Origin of the sequence: Robiginitalea sediminis (genome assembly GCF_002198115.1) — a bacterium.
GTDB lineage: Bacteria > Bacteroidota > Bacteroidia > Flavobacteriales > Flavobacteriaceae > Robiginitalea > Robiginitalea sediminis.
Map to the genome: position 1 here is coordinate 374,577 of NZ_NGNR01000001.1, position 13,779 is coordinate 388,355.

Here is a 13,779-nt window from a genome sequence, read left to right on the forward strand (position 1 = left end):
CTTTGGGGTAGATCAACCTGTCCCTACATGAATCGGATTATTTGGATTGTGCTGCTGGTCCTGGCCGGCAGGTGCGGAGATGCTGAAACCATCGAATGGCAACCCCGGGAATACCAGGGCCCCCAATGCGAGGCATGCCCTTCCGTATTAATTGCAATCCCCGCAGGGCCGGAAGATGACCCCCTGGCTGCGGTGGTGCAGCGGTCCCAAGAAGAGGAGATCATCCAGTGGCTTGACTACGACGACAAGAACGATGCGGCCAGCATAGAAGAGGCTATCGACGCTTTCGGCGCCGGATACCGCAAACTCCTACGGGACTTCCCGGACGAACGCATCGGCTGGGAGGCCGAAATTGAAAGCCTGGTCCGCTACGAAAGCAGTACCCTGCTGACCCTGGCCATGGACGGCTATATCTTTACAGGGGGCGCCCACGGGTATTCGAGCATGCACCTGCTGAATTTCGACAAGGTCCGGGGCAGGGAACTGGAGGCAGAAAGCCTGTTGGCAGACCGGGAAGGGTTCCGACGGGTTGCCGAGGAGGCCTTCCGCACCACCTATGGTATAAGCCCAGCCAGCGACATCAATAGCACCGGGTTCATGTTCCCGGAAAACCGCTTCGAGCTTCCCGAAAATATGGGGTTCAGTCCGGAAGGGGTCTTATTGCACTACAACCCGTACGAAGTAGCCTCCTATGCCGATGGCCCCCTGGAAGTGATCATCCCCTTTGCCGTGGCTGCCCCGTTCCTGGTCTCGGATTACCTCCCTGAAGCAAACAAAAGTTAACACTACAGCCCCGGAGCCGATAACCCCCCCGAATATGAAGAAAATCTACCACCTGAGTACCTGCGACACATGCCGGCGCATCCTGGGCGAACTCAACCCGGGGCCCGAAGTAACCCTGCAGGACATCAAAGAAAGCCCCCTCAATGCAGCCCAACTGGATGCCCTGAAGGAAAGGGCCGGGAGCTATGAGGCCCTGTTCAGCAAACGGGCCCGGCTCTTCCGCCAGCGCGGCCTGCACGAAAAATCCCTGGCCGAAGCGGATTACCGCGACCTGTTGCTGGAACATTACACCTTCCTGAAACGCCCCGTAGTGGTATGGGGTGATGCCGTTTACATCGGGAATGCGAAAAAAACCGTTGCTGCGGCAGCCGAAGCCATGACTTCTTGAGCCGGCGCACCCTTGCCATCCTGGCGGCCCTCACCGCCACCACCATCTATGGCCTGAACCACACCATTGCCAAGGGGGTCATGCCCCACTACGTGCAGCCGTTCGGGTTTATCCTGCTCCGGGTAACAGGGGCCACCCTCCTGTTGTGGGCCTGTTCTGTATTTGCCCCCCGCCAGCGGATCGAAAAACGGGATTACCTCAGGTTGGTGCTCTGCGCCATATTCGGGATGGTAATCAATATGCTGGCCTTTTTTAAGGGCCTGGAACTCTCCACCCCGGTCAACAGTTCCGTGCTGGTGACCACCACGCCCATTATAGTGGTTATCCTTTCCTTCCTGCTGATCCGCGAACAGGTCACCTGGCGTAAAGCCCTGGGGATCGGTCTGGGGATGCTGGGAGCCCTGGCACTCATCTTTATGAATGAGACCACAGGGATGAATGCCCCCAACATCCCCATGGGCAATGTCCTCTTTATTGTGAACGCCACCTTTTACGGATTGTACCTGATTACCGCCAAGAAACTAATCGAAAAATACCACCCCCTGGTGCTGTTAAAGTGGCTTTTTACCATCGCCCTGGTGGTAAACCTTCCCATCACCCTGCCCGAGGTGCTGGAAATCCCCTGGGCCGAAATCCCGCTGAAGGGCTATGGCGCCATCTTGTTCGTGGTGGTGGGCACCACCTTCCTCACCTATCTCTGTAACGCTTTTGCGCTCACTCAGTTAAAAGCATCCACCGTAAGCGCCTTTATCTACGCCCAGCCGGTAATAGGAATTGCCTTTGCCGTAGGGTCGGGCAAGGATCGTTTCGGGTTGCTCAATGCCCTGGCTACCATCCTGGTCCTCGCCGGGGTTTACCTGGCCAGCAGGAGGCCTAAGCCAGGTCGTTCGGCCGCTTGAAGTGTTTGCGGGTGTCCTCCCGGGTCAGGTGGCGAAACCCTTCTGCTTTTTCCAGGGATTCGAACCCGCTTAACAAAGCCTCGGGCAGGCCGGTCAGTTTCCGGCTTTCCAGGTCTATCCACCCGCCCATCATCTCGCAATGGGCCAGGTGCCTGCCCTTCGGATCGTAGAAATTATGGTGGAATTCGAAAAACATCCCGTCCGGGCTCAGGCCTTTAATCTCCAGAGAGACCCGCACCGGAACCCCGGGGAGGATTTCGCGGAAATAATACATATGCTCGTAAAAGACCACCGGGCCAATGTGGTATTTAACCATATTCTTATGCCCGAAACCGTGTTCGGTGAGGTAGGCCATGCGGGTATGGCTCATAAAATTGATATAGGCACTGTTGGCCAGGTGACGGTTGGCGTCCAGGTCGCTCCAGCGCACTTCAAATTCTTTCAGGTACATCTAAGGCTTTTTTACTCGTGGGCAAATTTATAACGGTTTTGAAACCTGCCACTTCAACGGGCTTTAATTTATCCTTACTTTTAGCGGATATATCGTATTTATGAGCCAGAAAGCGCCTTTTATCCAAGACCTCTCCCTGCCTGTGGTGGCTGCGCCCATGTTCCTGATTTCCAACCCGCAGCTGGTTATCGAATGTTGTAAAAACGGCATTGTCGGGACTTTTCCCGCCCTGAACCAGCGCACCAGCGAGGGTTTTGAGGAGTGGCTTGTCGAAATCCGCACCGCCCTGGAGGCCTTCGAGAAGGAGACCGGAAAAAAGGCCGCCCCTTTCGGGGTCAACCTCATTGTACACCCTACCAACCCCCGCCTGGAGGCGGACCTCAGACTCTGCATCAAGCACCGGGTACCGCTCATCATCACCTCCCTGGGGGCCGTCTCCGAGGTAGTGGATGCCGTCCACAGCTACGGGGGGGTTATTTTCCACGACATCATCAAACGCAGGCATGCCGAAAAAGCGGCGGAAGCCGGGGTGGATGGACTTATCCTGGTCACGGCCGGGGCCGGCGGGCACGCAGGCACGCACCACCCGATGTCCCTGATTGCCGAAGTCCGCTCCTTCTTCGATAAGACCCTCCTGCTTTCGGGCTGCATCAGTACCGGCCGGGACATTGCCGCCGCTATCCAGATGGGGGCAGATCTGGCATACATGGGCACGCGCTTTATCAACACCACCGAAAGCCGGGCACCCGAGGCCTACAGGCAGATGATCATCGATGCGGGAGCCGGGGATATCGTCTATACCGCTGCCATTTCAGGGGTTCCAGCCAATTTCCTGGGCCCGAGCCTGCGGGCTGCGGGCCTTACCGAAGAGGACCTGAAGCGGGGGACCAAAATCGATTTCGGAAAGGAACTGGATACCGAGGCCAAGGCCTGGAAAACCATCTGGTCTGCCGGGCAGGGCGTGGCCAGCATTTCCGATGTCCTGCCGGCCGAAACCCTCATCGGCCGCCTCCGGGAAGAATTCCTGGGCGCCCTCCGGGAACAGGCCGGCCTGTTGGAACACTATCAAAAGGGCTGAAAGAGCCTCGAGACATGGCCCTGATCCCATCGGCTTACCGCCCGCCCTGGCCCTTTAAAAACGGCCATATTTCCACTATTTATTCGGCCCTGGTGCGCAAGCCTCCCCCCGTGGTTTTCCAGCGGGAACGCCTGGAGCTGCCGGACGGGGACTTCCTGGACCTGGACTGGGCCGGTCCGGAAAACAAACCCATGCGGATCCTGATCCTGCTCCACGGCCTGGAGGGCAACGCCAGGCGTCCGTATATGCAGGGCAGCGCCGCCTTGTTTGCCGCCGCCGGTTACCGGGTTTGTTCGGTAAACTTCAGGGGGTGCAGCGGGGAGCCCAACCGGCTGTACCGCTCGTACCACTCCGGGGCTACCGAGGACCTCAAAGAAGTGGTGCGGTACCTTGCCGGGAAATTTCCCGGCGTCCCCCTTTTCCTGAAAGGGTTCAGCCTTGGGGGCAACCTCACCCTGAAATTCCTGGGGGAAGGCAACCCGGAAGCGGCATACATCCGCGGGGCGGTTGCGGTTTCGGTCCCGGTGCAGCTCCGCGATTCCCTGGAACAACTCAACAAGGCCAACAATGCCCTGTATGCTCGCAGGTTCCTGGTAAACCTGAAGGACAAACTAAAGCAGAAAAACAAGCGCTTCCCGGAGCGCATCTCCCTGGCGGAAATCGGGCAAATCAAAACCCTGAAAGATTTTGACGACCGCTATACCAGTGTGGCCCACGGGTTCCGGGACGCCCTGGATTATTACCGCCAGTGCAGTGCCCTGCAATTCCTGGATGGGATTACCACTCCCTCCCTGCTGTTAAACGCCAGGAACGATTCCTTCCTGGGCCCGGAGTGTTACCCCAGGGAGCGTTGCGAGGCCCACCCCTACCTGTCCCTGGAAATGCCCGAATACGGGGGGCATGTGGGGTTCTACACCCGGGATAACCGCTATTATAATGAACTCCGGGCAGTGGAATTTCTGGAGGGTCTTTCTTAAAGCGCTATTTCTTATCTTAGTGCTCTTAATTTGGTAAACGATGAAGCAATTCTGGACAATGGTAGCTGCCGCGGTACTGGTAATAAGCTGTGGCGAGAAAAAAGAGGAAAAGAACGACGGCGGTTTTGAAATGAACCGCACCAAAAAAGAGGCCCCTGCTGCAAAGGCCTCCGAGGGCGTCCCGGTGGACCTCAGCAATAACGGGGTGGGGCCCATTAAGGAGCTTACCTTCCCGGATGAAATCGACGCCGAACTCGCCGCACAGGGCGAGGCAAAATACTCCACCATCTGTGTGGCCTGCCACCAGGCCGAGCAGCGGATGATTGGCCCGGCCCTGAAAGGGGTTTACGAGCGCCGGAGCCCGGCGTGGGTCATGAACATGATCCTCAACCCGGACCGGATGCTCAAGGAAGACCCCATCGCACAGGCCCTGCTGAAGGAATACAACAACGCCATCATGCTCAACCAGAACCTCACCGAGGAAGAAGCACGGGCCGTGGCGGAGTACCTGCGGACCCTCTAGGCTACCAGGGGTCTGCCCCCAGTAATTTCTTGCCCAAGGGGCTGAGCGCTGCCGTCTGATATTTGGTTTGCTCCCAGTTCCTGGGGTCACCCGGAAAGGCATACCCTTCCGGGGCCACCCGGTTTTTCCAGGAATGGAGCCTCCATTGTAGCAGGGGCTGGTTTTCGGGTTCTGCCGGCATCATGGAAATATACTGGGCCATGCGCACCTTGTTGGCAGAACGGTTTGGTCGGATCCCGTGGGGTTGGGTGCTGTTGAAGATCAGTAAGTCCCCGGCCTCCATCTTTACTTTAACCAGTTTGTCTTCCAATCCGGTAATATCCGGCTGAAACCGGTCCCGGTCCTCCGGCTGGGATTGTTTCCAGGTATCGTAGTTCCGGTAAAGCCACGGGATGCACTGGAACCCTCCCATATTCTCGTCGGTCTGGTCGGCAAGGGCCAGTACCCCCTGCACATTTTCCGGCCGGGTTTCCGGGTCGTAATCCCAGTGGATGAACCCCTTTTGCTCGAACCCCGGGCGCTGGGGGAAATTCAGGTTGGCCCGGTCTATGGTGACCCACAGTTTTTCGGTACCCCAGATATCCACAAAGGCATCGTATACCCGTTGTGTCTGGCGGTTGTCCCAGAGCAGTTGGTGGTTGTATACTTCCACCATCCCCGTCCCGGTGAGCTCCTTCATCTGCATCTCCGCCCTCGGGGGGGCGTACCAGGTTTCCGGGTTTCCGGGGTCCTTCTCCTCGAATTCCCAGAGGAAGTCCGCCGTGGCCATTGCCTGGGCCTTGGGGACGGCATTTTTGATGACGATATACCCATTGTGTTTCCAAAACGCCCAGTCTTCTTCGGACAAGACGCGCAAGGGCACCCCATTGCTGCGGTCGTTGAGTTTCTTTTTGCTGCTGGTGGCGGTAGACGGGTTGCCCGGGATAGCCTCATGGGCCTTGTTGCCCATTTCTACTTTAGTCGTTGGTTTCACGGTGCTGTTATTTTCAACCCAAAGTACATGGATATAAACGATGCCGCCACCGTAATATTGACAAGTATTTGTATTATATTGATATTTCCAGTGAGTATTACATCATAAATAGATAATATAGGTAAATTATCAGGATGAAAGTACAGCTCGAATCTATCGATGGGGACTCCCCCTCCCCCTTCAGGCTCCTGCACAGCCCCAGATTGGGCGACCTGTTTTACTGGCATTTCCATCCGGAATACGAACTGGTCTACATTGAAGGCGCCAGTGCCACCCGCCATGTGGGGAACCACATCTCCACCTACTCCGGGGCAGACCTCGTCCTGATAGGCTCCAACATCCCGCACCTGAATTTCGACTACGGCGTTAAAGGGGATTATACCCACGAGGTGCTTCATATTAAACCGGAATTTAAGAACACGGTCCTGGATGCCTACCCTGAGATGGGGCGGCTGCGGACCTTGCTCCAAACCTCCCAGTACGGGATTGCCTTCCATGGAATCACGCGGGAAAAGGTAGGGCATGCCATGAAGCAATGGCACGCCATGGACCCCTTTTCGCGTTTTACCGACATCCTGCAAACCCTGCATCAGCTCTCCCAGAGCACCGAGTTTGAGCTCCTCCACAAAAGCCCGTATATCAACCGGTTTAAACAGCGGGACCAGCAGCGCCTGAGATCGATCCACGCCTTTATCGAGCAGCGGTATGCCTCCCGGATCTCCTTGGGGGAAGTGGCTGCGCAGTGCCACCTGAGCCGTGAGGCGTTTTGCCGCTACTTCAAGAAGGAGACCGGGAGCACCTTTGTTACCTTCTTAAACCAGTACCGCATTGCCCATGCCCGCCGCATGCTCCTTACCGGCCATTCGGTAAGCGAAGCCTGTTTTTCCTGTGGTTTTGAAAGCCTCTCCTATTTTAACCGCATCTTCAGGAACATCACCGGGGAAAACCCCTCCCGCTTCCGGAAAAAGTCCCGGGCGACCTAGCTTATAGCGGGCGCCGGCGCGCTACAGACATGGATGACAGTTTCCGGGCCTCCCGTTTGGTTCCTGCCCCTGCCCCGTCCTTCAGGTAGGCCTGGTAACCACGCCCACCAAAGACGTACAGGGTGCCGCTGTCCGGGTGGTAGAGTTCCACCGTGGCATCGTCCGCCACATAGAGTTCAAAGTAATCGTCCCCTAGACCCTGATACTCCAGGGTGATGGTTTTCATTTCGGGTTCCCCGGGCACGTCGTAAATCCGGTAGGCCCCCTGGTAATCCCAGTAGATATCTCCCAGGGGTAGCCCCCCGGGATCCGTAGAGGAGCGGAAGGCATCCCGGCCAGCGGAGGCGAAAAACGCCAGATACCGCTCCTGGTCGAAGGCATTGGAGCGCCCCTCAGTATGGACGGCTATCCGTTCCCAGGCCGCATACTCCTGCAGGAAATAGTGGATATTGTCGTAAAACAGGCTGTCGTAGTCGAACAGGTGGCGGTCATAGCCCCGCAGGTAATAGGAGGTGTCGGACAGGGGGTCGTAGAGCTCAATGGCATTGGGGCCTTCCACATACACCTCCAGCTCCCAGAGCCCATCCAACTGGTGTACCACTTCCACAGCCCCGCTTAAGGGCGCATAGGAACCCACGGCCACCCCAAGGCCGCCCCCCGTTTTACCGATACCCACCAGGTTGTTGTTCGCCCGCAGCACGCCACGGTCGAAACTCAGGGTAAAGGCCATCTGCAGAAAAGGGACCTCGCCTTGGCCCCGGGTCTGGTGGATGTCTACATACCACAGGTCATAGGACTCCAGGACATCGGCTGTCTGCCAGGGTGTTTCAGCTACAAAATCGTCCTCTACCCAAAGCTCTGCATAGCAGGAACCCAGAAAGAGGGACATCACGAAGAGGACAAAAGGAATGGCTTTGGTTCTCATGACAGACAGGTTTTGGTTTGTCCCTACTCCTATACAAGAGACATGCCAAAGTGGGAAGCCATGCCCGGATAGGGCACCGGGGCGGTCGCGAATTTTAGTACTTTTGCCCAAAACCACCTACGTGAAGAAAGCCACTCGGTTTGCCGTACTCGGGGGCGGGAGCTGGGCTACCGCCATTGTCAAGATGCTCTGCGAGAACCATTCGGGGGTATTGTGGTATATGCGAAACGAAGAGGCCGTAGCGCATATCCGTACCCACGGGCACAACCCCAATTACCTCAGCTCGGTCACTTTCGACACCGCCTGCCTGGACCTGACCACAGATCCGGATAAGGCGATCCGGGAGGCAGACATCCTGATTTTTGCCATCCCCTCGGCCTTCCTGGAAACCGAACTGAGCAAGGTTAGCGAATCCTTCGAAGGGAAGGCGATCTTCTCCGCCATCAAGGGCATTGTGCCCGAATCCGGGCGAATCGTCGGGGAGCATTTCCACGAGAAATACAACATCCCGTACAAAAAAATCGGGGTTATTACCGGCCCCTGCCACGCCGAGGAAGTAGCCCAGGAAAAACTCTCCTACCTGACCATTGCCTGTTCGGACCGCGGCCTGGCCCAGAAAGTGGCACAGGCCCTCAGCAGCCCCTATATCAAAACCAAGGTGAGCAAGGACATCATCGGCACGGAATACGCCGCCATGCTCAAGAACATCTATGCCATTGCTGCCGGGATCGCACACGGCCTGGGGTACGGAGACAACTTCCAGTCGGTCCTGATGAGCAACGCCATCAGGGAGATGAAACGGTACACCAAACGCAAGTTTAATATAGACCGCAACATCAACCATTCGGCCTATCTGGGGGATTTACTGGTTACCGGTTACTCGGTATACAGCCGCAACCGCATGTTCGGGAATATGATCGGCAAGGGGTACACCGTTAAAAGCGCCATGATGGAGATGAACATGGTTGCCGAGGGGTATTATGCCGCCAAGAGCGCCTATGAGATCAAAGAAGGCTTCGAGAAGAAGGTTAAAACCCCCATCATAGATGCGGTCTACAAGGTGCTCTACCAGGGCAGGAATGCCAAAAAGGTCTTTGCGGAACTGGCCGATAAGCTCAGTTAGGGCTCCAGGGAAAAACGGGAATGCGCCTCAAGGGTAGCTTCCATCTCCTCCAACCACGCGTTTTTAACTTCGGCACCGGCACCGGTAGCCGCTGCGCAGTAGTCCGCAACCGCCTTCAGGTGGCGGCGCACGCTGTGAATATCGAAGTACAGGCGACCCGTCCGCTGGATAAAGAAATCCATGGGGGTGTGTACCATTTCATAGTCCAGGCCAAACTGCAGTTCTGCCTTCACCAGGCGCCGCTCGGAATCCGCATCGGTAAGCCCATCGAAAGTCCCGAGAATGACCTCCGTCTGCTTGCCGTAAGTAGTCACCAGGTACCAGGCTGCCTGCCGCTCTAACCCGTGGGGCTGGAGGCGTTCGGCTACCTGGTCGATATACTTCCCAACCGCTTTGAACTTCTTGAAATCATTGCCGCATAGGGGGATCTGGTCGGTAATACAAGCGCCAACCTCCCGGCTGTGCGCCTCCTCCATCTCCTTAACCACGCGGTTAACAGCCCGTTCCGCCATTTTCCTGTACCCGGTAAGCTTGCCCCCTGCAATACTTATGAGTCCGGAGTCTGAAGTAAAGATCTCATCCTTGCGGGAGAGCTCGGAGGCAGACTTGCCCTCCTCGTGGATCAGGGGGCGCAGGCCTGCCCAGGAAGACTCCACGTCGGAGAGTTCCAGTTCTATGGAAGGGAACATATTGTTGACGGCCGAAATGAGGTAGATGGCATCGGCAAGGTCCGTGTGTACCTGGTCCTTATCGCCGTCGTAGTTGGTATCGGTGGTGCCTACGTAGGTGACCCGCCCCCTGGGGATGGCAAAGATCATCCGGCCGTCCGGGACATCGAAATAAACACTCTGGCGCACCGGGAGTTTTTCATAGGGGAAGACCAGGTGTACCCCCTTGGTGAGGTGCAGGCGTTTGCCCGTCCTGCTCTTGTTGGCGCTGCGCAACTCGTCTACCCAGGGTCCGGCGGCATTGATGACGTAGGCAGCCCGAAAGGCGTGCTGCCCGCCCGAAACCAGGTCGGTGCCCAGAACCCCGGATACCCGGCCGGAAGTGTCATAGCTGAAATCGTCCACCTGCAGGTAATTCAGGGCTGTAGCCCCATACCCCAGGGCCGTCTTGATGTTTTCAATAGTAAGTCGTGCATCGTCCGTGCGGTACTCGGCATAATACCCGGCCCCCTTCAGGAGCTTCTTGGGCAGCAGGGGTTCCCGGCCAAGGGCTTCCTTTTTTTCGAGCATCTGCCGCTTGTCTTCCCCCGTTACCTGGGCCAGGATGTCGTATACCTTGAGGCCGATGGAGGTAAGCCACTTGCCGTAGGACCCCCCTTCGATAAGGGGCAGCAGCATCTTCTCGGGCAGTACCAGGTGGGGAGCCAGCTTGTGGACGATCGCCCTTTCGGAACCCACTTCCTTGACCAGCCAGAAATCGAATTGCTTGAGGTAGCGCAACCCCCCGTGGATGAGCTTGGTGGATTTACTGCTGGTGCCCGAGGCAAAATCGCCCTTTTCCAGCAAGAGGGTCTTAAGACCCCTGGCACTGGCATCCAGGGCAATCCCGGCCCCGGTAATGCCTCCCCCTATTACGATAAGATCGAAGGCCTGGTCTTGTACTTGTGCTAGCTGTTCTTTCCTGTTCCGGCCGGAGAAAGGCTGGGGTTCCGTCATGGCAATTCCGTTTTTTTTTCAAAAATACAGCGGAATTCCCGGGCAGCAAGGGGGCTATTCCCCGCGTTCGAAGTGGTAGGCCCGTTCCACCCTGCAAATACGGATGCTGTACTGGCTGTACCACTTGTCCCTGCCCCATTTTTGGGCCAGCTGGTGGTCTGCCTGCTCTTTCCAGGCCGCGATGGCCTGAAGGGAATCCCAGTAGCTCACGGTAATCCCTACCTCCTCCCTGGCGTGTTCCACCCCCAGATACCCGGGCTGCCGGGAGGCGAGGTCCATCATGGCATCGGCCATCCGGGCGTACCCTTCATCGGTTTCGGTCCGCACCGAAGTGAAGATTACGGCATAGTAGGGCGGGTCGGGCATCATTGCAGATACTGTTTTTCGAGGAAATACCCCACAATGGCCTCCTTCATGAGCACTGCCTGTTCCCCTGCTTTCAGGGTAGGCAGGGGCTCCTCCAGGGTATAATGCGGCCACCCGTCGGCATCGAAGTAATCGAAACGGTAATACCCGTAGGGCTCCAGCAACCGGCAGATGGCGATGTGCATGAGGTTTACCTTCTCGTCTTTCTTAAACGTTCGGTGCAGCTGCCCGAGCTCCTGTACGCCTATCAGGTAAATGATAGCGTCCAGGTCCAGGGGCGCCCCTTCCGCAAACTGGTCGGAGAGTTTCCGAACCAGGAGTTCCCATCGCTCCTTTAGCTGTTCATCCCGGGCCATATCCGAAGTGTCTTTTGGTTTGGTTTAGCGGTCCGCTAAGGTACAAATCAATAGGCTATATTTGCCAAAAGCCTGTTGTGGTACTACTCGACATCATCCTGGGGTTGCTCCTGGCCTATGGCCTTTTCAAGGGGTTGAAAAACGGCCTGCTGCTGGAACTCGCCTCGGTCATCGCCCTGGTAGCCGGAATCTATGGGGCCATCCACTTTTCCTACGTTGCCGGGGACTACCTGGGCGAGCGGTTGGAATGGGACCCCCGGTACATCAAAATCGCCGCCCTGATCATCACTTTCTGCGCCATTGTCCTGGCCGTACACCTATTGGGCAAATTCCTGACCCGGATTGCGGATTTTGCCATGTTGGGAATTGTCAACACCATTGCCGGCGGGGCCTTCGGCCTGCTTAAGGCAGGGGTTATCCTGGCAGCCCTGCTGATATTTTTCGACCACCTGAATGCCAATATAGGCCTGGTGGACGACGCTACCCTTGAGAATTCGGAGTTGTACCCGCTTATCCGCAACTTCGGCTACCTGGTTTTCCATTGGGTCGTGGAGCGGCCAAGCCCCTGACCCCTAAGGCATTCATCCTCAGAAAATGACTGTTCCCCGAGAGAATTGGCAAATGGTCGAAAAAAACGCCCCATTGCCTGACCCGGGCGACATATTTCCTTAATATTACCCTCCTGGCTGAGAAGCCGGGACGAAAAGATCCCCCAATCTTTCCGCCTGACCTGCTTGCAACGAGAACACCCCATGAAACGAATTCTGCAAGCAGCCATTTTGGTGCTAGTTGTGGCCTTTGCATCCTCGTGCAGCAAGGAAGCCATCGAGTCTGTCCCTGCCCCGGAGGCAGAAAATGTCCCCGCCGTAGAACAGGCCCTTTTACAAATGGTCAATGAATACCGCGCCCAACAGGGGCACCAACCCCTGTCCTTTAGCCCGGTGGCCTATTCTTACGCCAACGCCCACACGGATTATATGATCGCCTCGGGAGAAATCAGCCACTATAACTTCAGTGCCCGCGCCCAGGATATCACCCGTGAGGCAGATGCCAAGGCTGTGGCCGAAAATGTGGCCAAGGACTATCCGGATGCGGAATCTGCCCTGCAAGGATGGTTACAGAGCGAATCGCACCGCAAAACCATTGAAGGCACCTTTTCGCACACGGCCATCAGCGTGAAAAAAGCGCCGGACGGCAGCCTGTTCTTCACCCAGTTGTTCTACCTTAAATAACCGCTTTCGCCCGGGGGCTGCATTGGGCCTATCCCAACGCTTTTCGTACCTTTCCCGAAAGGAATGAAAACTGTTTGCTATGGCTGTAGCCCCTCCCTTTAACCTGCATGCCTGGTTGGAAAAAAACCGGGATAAACTCAAACCCCCGGTAGGGAACAAAAATCTCTATACCGAATCGGAGGACTATATCGTGATGGTGGTTGCAGGCCCCAATGCTCGTAAGGACTATCACTACAACGAAACCGAAGAACTCTTTTACCAGTTGGAAGGCGAAATCCGGGTCCATATCCAGGAGGATGGGCGCAAAAAGACCTTTCGGCTAGGGCCGGGCGACATGTACCTGCATCCCGCGGGCATCCCGCACTCCCCGGAACGACTGGAAGGTTCAATAGGTCTTGTTGTAGAACGCAGGCGCGATGGCCTCGACGCTGAGGACGGCCTTATGTGGTTCTGCGATTCCTGCAACAACAAGTTGTACGAAGCCAGATTCCCGCTGCGCGATATCGAAAAGGATTTCCTGGCGCATTTTGAAAAATTCTACGGCTCGGAAGCCCTGAGGACGTGTTCAAAATGCGGAACCGTCATGGAGGCTGACCCGCGGTTTGTCGCCGATAACCCCGAATAGGGATGCGGCTCATGGCACAGGTGCTCATTGGCATCATCGCATTGGAACACCTCTATTTCCTCTGGTTGGAAATGTTTGCCTGGACCTCCCGCGGCCCCCGGGTCTTTAGTATGCTGCCGAAAACGCTGTTTGAACCCACCCGGAAACTGGCTGCCAACCAGGGCCTGTACAATGGGTTCCTTGCGGGCGGCCTGCTTTGGTCGCTGCTGATAGAAGACCCACTGTGGAGCAGCAACGTGGCTGCGTTCTTCCTGTGCTGCGTGGCCCTGGCCGGCATTTATGGGGGGTGGAGTGCGCACCGGAAAATCTTTTTTGTACAAGGGTTACCGGCCCTTGTAGCCCTGCTCCTGCTCTACCTGGCCCTTCACCCATAAGAATTATGGCCTGGGGCATGGGAAGGGGGAGGAGATTTCGTAATTTTGTCACAGATTTA

General features: G+C 56.6%; 18 protein-coding genes. 12 read left to right on the forward strand and 6 right to left on the reverse strand.

Going from position 1 to position 13,779, the window contains the following annotated elements; genetic code table 11:
- Positions 1-27: 27 nt before the first annotated feature.
- Genes CA832_RS01670 through CA832_RS01680 form a run of 3 tightly spaced genes read left to right on the forward strand, consistent with a single transcriptional unit; the run spans position 28 to position 2,070 of the window.
- Complete coding sequence (locus CA832_RS01670) at positions 28-783, forward strand: DUF3298 and DUF4163 domain-containing protein (RefSeq protein WP_088339821.1); 756 nt, start codon at positions 28-30, stop codon at positions 781-783.
- A 34-nt stretch (positions 784-817) separates the two neighbouring features.
- On the forward strand, positions 818-1,171 hold the full coding sequence (locus CA832_RS01675; protein WP_088339822.1) for an arsenate reductase family protein: 354 nt from the start codon (positions 818-820) through the stop codon (positions 1,169-1,171).
- Positions 1,168-2,070, forward strand: coding sequence for a DMT family transporter (locus CA832_RS01680; protein WP_088339823.1), 903 nt, complete (start codon positions 1,168-1,170; stop codon positions 2,068-2,070). Before CA832_RS01675 ends, CA832_RS01680 begins: the two co-directional genes overlap by 4 nt.
- Here the strand turns inward: CA832_RS01680 and CA832_RS01685 are convergent.
- Positions 2,045-2,521, reverse strand: a complete 477-nt coding sequence (locus CA832_RS01685; RefSeq protein ID WP_088339824.1) for an acyl-CoA thioesterase — start codon at positions 2,519-2,521, stop codon at positions 2,045-2,047. The genes CA832_RS01680 and CA832_RS01685 overlap by 26 nt on opposite strands.
- A gap of 100 nt (positions 2,522-2,621) precedes the next feature.
- On the opposite strand from CA832_RS01685, the gene CA832_RS01690 reads away from it, so the two are divergent.
- The 3 genes from CA832_RS01690 to CA832_RS01700 are packed head-to-tail and all read left to right on the forward strand — an operon-like array spanning position 2,622 to position 5,099.
- Positions 2,622-3,599 (forward strand): NAD(P)H-dependent flavin oxidoreductase, encoded by a 978-nt coding sequence (locus CA832_RS01690; protein ID WP_088339825.1) that lies wholly within the window; start codon positions 2,622-2,624, stop codon positions 3,597-3,599.
- A 14-nt stretch (positions 3,600-3,613) separates the two neighbouring features.
- Positions 3,614-4,576, forward strand: coding sequence for a YheT family hydrolase (locus CA832_RS01695; RefSeq protein ID WP_088339826.1), 963 nt, complete (start codon positions 3,614-3,616; stop codon positions 4,574-4,576).
- Between the two features lie 40 nt (positions 4,577-4,616).
- The gene (locus CA832_RS01700; protein ID WP_088339827.1) at positions 4,617-5,099 is read left to right on the forward strand and encodes a c-type cytochrome; all 483 of its coding nucleotides are present in this window, start codon (positions 4,617-4,619) and stop codon (positions 5,097-5,099) included.
- Between the two features lies 1 nt (position 5,100).
- On the opposite strand, the gene CA832_RS01705 is transcribed toward CA832_RS01700, so the two are convergent.
- Positions 5,101-6,048 (reverse strand): phytanoyl-CoA dioxygenase family protein, encoded by a 948-nt coding sequence (locus tag CA832_RS01705; RefSeq protein WP_088340724.1) that lies wholly within the window; start codon positions 6,046-6,048, stop codon positions 5,101-5,103.
- A gap of 158 nt (positions 6,049-6,206) precedes the next feature.
- On the opposite strand from CA832_RS01705, the gene CA832_RS01710 reads away from it, so the two are divergent.
- On the forward strand, positions 6,207-7,055 hold the full coding sequence (locus CA832_RS01710) for an AraC family transcriptional regulator (protein ID WP_088339828.1): 849 nt from the start codon (positions 6,207-6,209) through the stop codon (positions 7,053-7,055).
- 1 nt (position 7,056) lies between these two features.
- On the opposite strand, the gene CA832_RS01715 is transcribed toward CA832_RS01710, so the two are convergent.
- Positions 7,057-7,980, reverse strand: a complete 924-nt coding sequence (locus CA832_RS01715; RefSeq protein ID WP_088339829.1) for a nicotinic acid mononucleotide adenyltransferase — start codon at positions 7,978-7,980, stop codon at positions 7,057-7,059.
- A 121-nt stretch (positions 7,981-8,101) separates the two neighbouring features.
- Between CA832_RS01715 and CA832_RS01720 the strand changes: the two genes are divergently transcribed.
- Entirely contained in the window at positions 8,102-9,103 is a 1,002-nt protein-coding gene (locus tag CA832_RS01720; protein ID WP_233131704.1) for an NAD(P)H-dependent glycerol-3-phosphate dehydrogenase, read from the forward strand.
- Here the strand turns inward: CA832_RS01720 and CA832_RS01725 are convergent.
- From CA832_RS01725 to CA832_RS01735, 3 genes are read right to left on the reverse strand one after another with little or no spacing between them, the layout of a single operon-like run.
- Entirely contained in the window at positions 9,100-10,767 is a 1,668-nt protein-coding gene (locus tag CA832_RS01725; RefSeq protein ID WP_088339831.1) for a glycerol-3-phosphate dehydrogenase/oxidase, read from the reverse strand. The genes CA832_RS01720 and CA832_RS01725 overlap by 4 nt on opposite strands.
- Before the next feature lie 54 nt (positions 10,768-10,821).
- Complete coding sequence (locus CA832_RS01730) at positions 10,822-11,136, reverse strand: antibiotic biosynthesis monooxygenase family protein (RefSeq protein WP_088339832.1); 315 nt, start codon at positions 11,134-11,136, stop codon at positions 10,822-10,824.
- Entirely contained in the window at positions 11,133-11,489 is a 357-nt protein-coding gene (locus tag CA832_RS01735) for a hypothetical protein (RefSeq protein WP_088339833.1), read from the reverse strand. Before CA832_RS01735 ends, CA832_RS01730 begins: the two co-directional genes overlap by 4 nt.
- 77 nt (positions 11,490-11,566) lie before the next feature.
- Between CA832_RS01735 and CA832_RS01740 the strand changes: the two genes are divergently transcribed.
- The 4 genes from CA832_RS01740 to CA832_RS01755 all read left to right on the forward strand — a co-directional run bounded on the left by CA832_RS01740 (position 11,567) and on the right by CA832_RS01755 (position 13,720).
- Positions 11,567-12,058 (forward strand): CvpA family protein, encoded by a 492-nt coding sequence (locus tag CA832_RS01740; protein ID WP_088339834.1) that lies wholly within the window; start codon positions 11,567-11,569, stop codon positions 12,056-12,058.
- A 183-nt stretch (positions 12,059-12,241) separates the two neighbouring features.
- Entirely contained in the window at positions 12,242-12,721 is a 480-nt protein-coding gene (locus CA832_RS01745; RefSeq protein ID WP_088339835.1) for a CAP domain-containing protein, read from the forward strand.
- A 79-nt stretch (positions 12,722-12,800) separates the two neighbouring features.
- Positions 12,801-13,346 (forward strand): 3-hydroxyanthranilate 3,4-dioxygenase, encoded by a 546-nt coding sequence (locus tag CA832_RS01750; RefSeq protein WP_088339836.1) that lies wholly within the window; start codon positions 12,801-12,803, stop codon positions 13,344-13,346.
- Between the two features lie 2 nt (positions 13,347-13,348).
- Entirely contained in the window at positions 13,349-13,720 is a 372-nt protein-coding gene (locus tag CA832_RS01755) for a DUF1304 domain-containing protein (protein WP_088339837.1), read from the forward strand.
- The last annotated feature ends 59 nt before the right edge of the window (positions 13,721-13,779 follow it).